The sequence below is a fragment of the Neisseria benedictiae genome, assembly GCF_958267435.1.
Lineage (GTDB): Bacteria > Pseudomonadota > Gammaproteobacteria > Burkholderiales > Neisseriaceae > Neisseria > Neisseria bergeri.
This window is the reverse complement of the sequence record NZ_CATQFV010000035.1, coordinates 1-6,161: the sequence shown is the minus strand read 5'-3', so window position 1 is coordinate 6,161 and position 6,161 is coordinate 1. Positions and strand designations below refer to the sequence as shown.

Genomic DNA, 6,161 nt, shown 5'->3' with positions numbered 1-6,161 from the left:
GCACCAACCGTTCCGGTTGCAGAACCAGTATTGCGACCGTGAGACGGGGCTGCATTACAACTTCTTCAGGTATTACGAACCGAACATCGGGCGGTTTGTGAATCAGGATCCGATTGGGTTGGAAGGCGGCTTTAACGTTTATCAGTTTGCACCGAATGTAAAGGGGTGGGTTGACCCGTTAGGATTATTCGGCTTTGCAGGAACTATTCCCAGTTCTGGCGGCTTTGGCAGTTCAGTAGCAACTACTGGGCATCAACATGCTGCGGCTGCTAACAATGCAGCGGCTGCGATTGTTGCTTCCCGGTCAAAATCGCATACTGCTGTTGGGCGATGCAATAAAGACGAGCAAGACCCTTGTTCACAATTTCCCACAAAAAATGCAGCTAGAACTATTGCCTTAAAAGAAGCTGGTATTCCAACAAGTTCAACCCCTATTGCACAAAATATAATACCTAACTGGGAACAATATATGTATAAAAATCCAAATGGTTCACGAACACCACTCATTGTTTCACACCATCCCTCTGATGCAAATCATCCTTGTCCACACTGGCATGTAGGTACCGCAAAAATGGATGGAAATCTTGTTCAAAAAAGAAAAAATGGGAATGGTACATTTTCTTGGAAATACTACAAAGATAATGTAACTGTACAACATAGGAAATAGTATTATGACTGCCTTAAAAGATAAGATTTTTACTTTAAAACAGAATAATTTAATAAAAAAAATGAAAGAAAATTATTTTTTGAATAGTTTGATTTTGAATTCTGAAAAATTTATTCCATATCCATTTTCGTGTGAAATAATCAATCGTGTTTTCGTATCCTATAAAAGTATAGAATTATCAAAAGTAAATTTTAGCTTATCGATAAAAAATGAAATATTAAATTTTTTTATACCAGAGGAAAATAATATTATATATGTATACTTTTATGGTGGAATAAATGATTCAGCTAAAACACCAATAGAATTATTCCCTTTATTTATTATTAAAAGAAAAAATATTAGTAATTGGCTAGAATTAATAAACAAGCCTAATTTTTACTGTTTAAAATTTTTTAATAATAAAATAGATAAAATTATTGATATATCTCTACTCGACAATGAAGAAAATGTGTTATCTGTTTCCGTTGGAGTGAAAGAATAGCTTTTAAAATAAAAAACTATCTATAAATAGCAAATTATTAAGCAAACGTAGGTTGATTCAAGCCCTAATGCTCCTGCAAGGTCGTATGAACGGCAAGTTCAGCAAAAGACTCTCCCCTAAAACCTGTTTGTCCTGTAAGGGTGCCGTCGCCGCCGGCCGCCCGGTCAATCCAATACACGGGCTGTGACCTTTGCAAAATCCCCCCAAAATCCCCTAAATTACCACCAAGACATTTAGGGGATTTCTCATGAGCACCTTGTTCCGGCAAACCGCACAAGCCATGATTGCCAAACACATCGACCGCTTCCCACTATTGAAGTTGGATTAGGTGATTGATTGGCAGCCTATCGAACACTACCTGAACCGTCAAAGAACCCGTTACCTTATACCCGTACCGATGAGGAAGGCTATATCGAGAAACTGCATATCATCCCCGCCAATACCCATGAGTGCAACCACCTCTCGCCTTTGCTGGAAGGGATAGCCAAAAATACGACCGTCTATGCCGACAAAGGCTACGACAGTGCGTAAAACCGGCAACATCTGGAAGAGCATCAGTTGTTAGACGGCATTATGCGCAAAGCCCACCGCAACCGTCCGCTGACGGAAGTGCAAACCAAACGCAACCGATATTTGTCGAAAACCCGTTATGTGGTCGAACAAAGCTTCGGTACGCTGCACCTTAAGTTCCGCTATGCGCGGGCAGCCTACTTCGGACTGCTCAAAGTGAGTGCGCAAAGCCATCTGAAGGCGATGTGTTTGAACCTGTTGAAAGCCGCCAACAGGCTAAGTGTGTCTGCCTTAGTTACACGCTCATAAAACGGACGCGGCAATTATGGCAATTGTGGAGGTAATTTAAAAGAGAATCCTTCAGGCTTCTCTTTTTTATATTCTTACCAGTTTAGCTGTTTTACATTTTAGCAGTTGCGCAGTTTCACAGTCGTATAACTTTGCTAAATTTATAGTTGCAATGTACTAGCTTTAATGAAATAATATATTTAAATTAATTTTGAGGTGTACACTTGCCTGCACCCTACCCAAAGGTCTATAAGATGATTATTTCTTTTCTGAATCAGAAAGGCGGAACAGGTAAAACGACCGTCAGTACCAATGTTGCCGCAGAATTGGCCTACCGTGGTTTTAAAACACTGTTTGTAGATGCAGACCCGCAAGGCACGGCGATGCGCGGAGCCAGTGAACGTCCCGAAGACAAACCCCTACTCTACAATGTTATCGGTATGCCCAATACCAGCATTTCCCAGCAGATTCCCAAAATGCAGGAAGAAAACGGCTACGATTTCGTTATTATCGACGGCCCGCCCCGCATGACTTCCTTGGCTAAAAACATCATCATCACCAGTGATGTTATCGTGATGCCTATGCGGGCATCAGGATACGACGAATGGGCAACTAAGGAGATGGAAGAGCTCGTAGATGAAGCACGGAATTTCAAACCATCTATTATCTCCGCAATCTGTTTCAATGCTTTTGCCAAAAACACCAAGGTTGCAAAGGGCATCTTTCAGGATATTAAAGAGAAAGATTGGTCTTTTTTCGACACACTTATCTCTTCCCGAGCTATTTTTGCAGATGCCGGAACAAGGGGTTTGTCCGTCCGAGAAGTCGATCCGCGCTCTCCTGCCGTAACTGAAATAGAAAACCTTGTTAATGAAATTCTTGCTTTAAGAAAGGACAAATAAATGGCTGTTAAAGAAAAAGATATGTCTGCTTGGCTGTCCGGCAATACGGCAGAAGATGAAAAACCGGCGGAACAATCCCCTCAACCTCAAGAAGAAAAACCGAACTTTAATACAATGGAAGAGCGTCAGGCCCGCCTTACCGTCCCCATCCCCGTTTCCATGCACGTCAGGGTTAAAATTCATTGTGCAAGACACGGTATCACCCAAAACGATATGGTTGCTCAAGCCGTCAGAGAGTATTTGGAACGAAACGGAAGTTGAAATCCGAGTACGAGTATCGGAGGCTAATGAAAATAATCAAGCCTCCAACATTCCCTCTATTGCACCGTAAGCATCCAGAAAACCTATTGCAGACGATGGTTGGAGATCCGATAACGGATTTGAGTGCAAGGCAGTTGAATATTCTGAGGTAACTGGTTGAATACCATTCAAAGATATTCACTGTCAGCCTTCTGATGAGCGAACACGGACTATCGGATGTCACCGTCCGAAAGGATTTGAAAGTTTTGTCTATTCGTGGGTTTCTAACTACCCAATTCAAAGATGGATATACCTTAGAGTACATCGTATCGGATGGTTTGCTTGAACGTCTAGTGGTAAGTTGCGAATAAAAACTACCGCATAATCAGATTGTGTGATGTTTTTTTTGTAGTTACAAGAACAGATTATCGACAAATTTAAAATTTTGCGTATATTTCAAATTAACCTTGGCTGTGTTTTGATATTAGGTTGATACAGGATTTAAGAAGGAATCATGAAATACATGATTCCTTTTCGTTTGCCTATATTAAAAAATAAAGAATAGGGGTTGTTTTTTAATTTTAATCTTTTAACACCTTTTCTATTTTTTAGCAGTCTTTTTATTTGTCTAGTGTTCTGTATTTAAATGGGTTTATCTCGCCATCATGGCATATATCACACCGTTTATCGGGCAACATCACACCGTTTGTCGTTTTATTTGACACCGTTTGCCGTGTAATTCAGCACCGTCTATCAGGAAATAGCACACCGTTTTGCAGGTATATCGCACCTTTTGGCGTGCAAGACTAAACAGATGGGAAAATAGACATATCACACCTGTTTTCGTGTAAAACAAGCTGTGAACAACATATCTGACATTGATATAACACCATTTATCGTGCTTGAAAAATTCCTCCTAGTTATTAATTTAATTAATTGATGTATATAGATTTTATTCTAAATAATCGGCAATACTGCCTTCAATATCACACCATATAATGTGCTAAATTTCATCAAAAATTTTTGTTAGCTGGAACCCTACCTGTAGGTGTGGTGGGCCGTTAACACGTAGGACGAATGTCCAAGTACCGCTAAGAAGGCGTTAATGAATGTCCTCAAAAATAAGGGCAGCACACATAGCAGTGTGCCTTTTAATGTAAGGTTCCGGATTGATTGTCTTGCAAATGTGATTTCAGCCAAAGATATAACACCGTTTTTCGTGCTTAAAAAATTCACTTATGCTGCTATTTTAATATATTGATATGTATATATTTTTATAAAAATTCTGTATAAACACCCTCAATATAACACCTTTTGGTGTGCAAGATTTCTTACCGGTTGAAACCCGTCGCTTGGACATTCGTTCTTTTCTAAATCAGGATGATGCTTTATGTGCTGCCCTTTAAAAACTTATATAACACCGTTTGGCGTGCAACAGTCTTGGGGTTAACCCTTGAATAACAAAAAAATAGAGTGAGTTTTTCATTTTAGTCTTTTAATCCCTTTCTCTTTTCGGTCTGTATATTTCAAAAGAATATATTGAATTTCAAAGATATTGCTGTTGTAAGTTAGGATATATCACACCGTTTATCGGGCAATATCATACCTTTTGTCGTTTTATTTGACACCGTTTACCGTGCAATGCAGCACCGTCTGTCGGGAAATGGCACACCGTTTTGCAGGTATATCACACCTTTTAGCGTGCATAAGGTTCAAGAATCAACTGATCATTTGACACCCTAATCATACAAAGGTAGCATATTGTTTTTATTTAGCGGAACCATCTGTTATGGCTGTTAAAAACCTTGTTGTTAAAGACAATGCGTTAATCAATGCCAGCTACAATCTTGAACTGGTGGAGCAGAGGTTAATACTGTTGTCCATTATTGAGGCTAGGACTACGGGAAAGGGGATTACCGCAAACGACAGGTTGACCATTACAGCCAGCAGTTACATGAATAATTTCCATACCAACCGCAATACGGCGTATAAGGCTTTGAAAGATGCCTGTAACAACCTTTTTGAACGCCAATTCAGTTTTATCGAAAAAACACCAAAAGGGGAAAAGGTAGTACGGACAAGGTGGGTATCTCAGGTCGCCTATATTGAACAACAGGCAACGGTAGAGTTAGTTTTTGCACCAAATGTTGCCCCTTTGATTACGATGCTAGAAAAAAACTTCACAAGCTACGAGCTTGATCAGGTCTCATCGTTGAGCAGTAAATACGCGGTGCGGCTCTACGAAATTATTATTTCATGGCGTGCAGCCGGTAAGACACCGATGTTCAGTACAATGGAGTTGCGCGAACGTTTGGGTGTGATGCCTGACGAGTATCAAAAAATGGAGCTATTCAAACGTAAGGTTTTGGATTTCGCCATCAAGCAGATCAATGATAAAACGGATATTTCCATTACCTACGAGCAGCATAAAGAAGGACGAAAAATTGTAGGTTTTACATTCTCAATCCTACATAAAATAGGGTCGAAAGACATCCCTCTTGAAAATCAATCGGAACTTTTTGCCGGAATGACTGATTTGGAAGCCGGAACGATACGGGTCAGGGCGGAAGCATATATCGCTTCGCTCATTGCAAAAGGTCAGAACGTGACTAAAGCCCATAGGCTAAATATTCTGAAAAAAGCCGTAGAGGAACGTTGGGGATTTGAAGATGCGGCTAAAGATAATAGGGTCAAAAATCCTGAAAACAAAAATGCAAAAGTCGTTTTAACCGAATGGGAAAAGATTTCTAATGGCACACGTTTTAAGGACAAGGATGGAACAATTTGGGTTAAAGATTCAGGTATGCTTAGGACTGAAGGGACAAACAGGTGGATAGCCGATTCTCAGATTGCCAGATTATTTCCTATGTTAACTGTGATGGTTGAGGAAGGTATTTAACCCGGCAACTCGCGTATTCTACCTGTTTTGCGGTACGGAAACCAATTGAACCTGCTTTACGCTACAATAGAAGATTGCAATTTTGGCGGATGTACCATGAACGATTACACAGCCATGCCGTCTGAAGACGGAGGAATCGGCTCATTGTCGCTTCCGCCGCACTCAATGGAGGCG

Annotated in this window: 5 protein-coding genes and 1 pseudogene; all 6 read left to right on the top strand. The window is 40.3% G+C overall.

The genetic code is table 11. The annotated features are described in order from the left end of the window. The coding region (locus tag Q3O12_RS04400) for an RHS repeat-associated core domain-containing protein (RefSeq protein WP_301669531.1) at positions 1–667 on the top strand (667 nt) is incomplete at its 5' end. A 4-nt stretch (positions 668–671) separates the two neighbouring features. Next, the gene (locus Q3O12_RS04395; protein WP_301667251.1) at positions 672–1,148 is read left to right on the top strand and encodes a hypothetical protein; all 477 of its coding nucleotides are present in this window, start codon (positions 672–674) and stop codon (positions 1,146–1,148) included. Positions 1,149–1,395: 247 nt separating this feature from the next. Next, positions 1,396–1,967: pseudogene (locus tag Q3O12_RS04390) on the top strand (transposase). A gap of 233 nt (positions 1,968–2,200) precedes the next feature. Beyond that, on the top strand, positions 2,201–2,848 hold the full coding sequence (parA, locus tag Q3O12_RS04385; RefSeq protein ID WP_025457414.1) for a ParA family partition ATPase: 648 nt from the start codon (positions 2,201–2,203) through the stop codon (positions 2,846–2,848). After that, positions 2,849–3,109, top strand: a complete 261-nt coding sequence (locus Q3O12_RS04380) for a hypothetical protein (protein WP_025457413.1) — start codon at positions 2,849–2,851, stop codon at positions 3,107–3,109. Between the two features lie 1,768 nt (positions 3,110–4,877). Beyond that, positions 4,878–5,987 carry a replication initiation protein RepM gene (gene repM, locus Q3O12_RS04375; RefSeq protein WP_301669530.1) on the top strand — a complete coding sequence of 370 codons (1,110 nt, stop codon included), beginning with the start codon at positions 4,878–4,880 and terminating at the stop codon, positions 5,985–5,987. The last annotated feature ends 174 nt before the right edge of the window (positions 5,988–6,161 follow it).

Bases quoted from the DNA above. Each gene is read 5' to 3' on its own strand.
- Q3O12_RS04395 (WP_301667251.1), top strand. From the start codon at position 672: ATGACTGCCTTAAAAGATAAGATTTTTACTTTAAAACAGAATAATTTA.
- parA (WP_025457414.1), top strand. From the start codon at position 2,201: ATGATTATTTCTTTTCTGAATCAGAAAGGCGGAACAGGTAAAACGACC.
- Q3O12_RS04380 (WP_025457413.1), top strand. From the start codon at position 2,849: ATGGCTGTTAAAGAAAAAGATATGTCTGCTTGGCTGTCCGGCAATACG.
- repM (WP_301669530.1), top strand. From the start codon at position 4,878: ATGGCTGTTAAAAACCTTGTTGTTAAAGACAATGCGTTAATCAATGCC.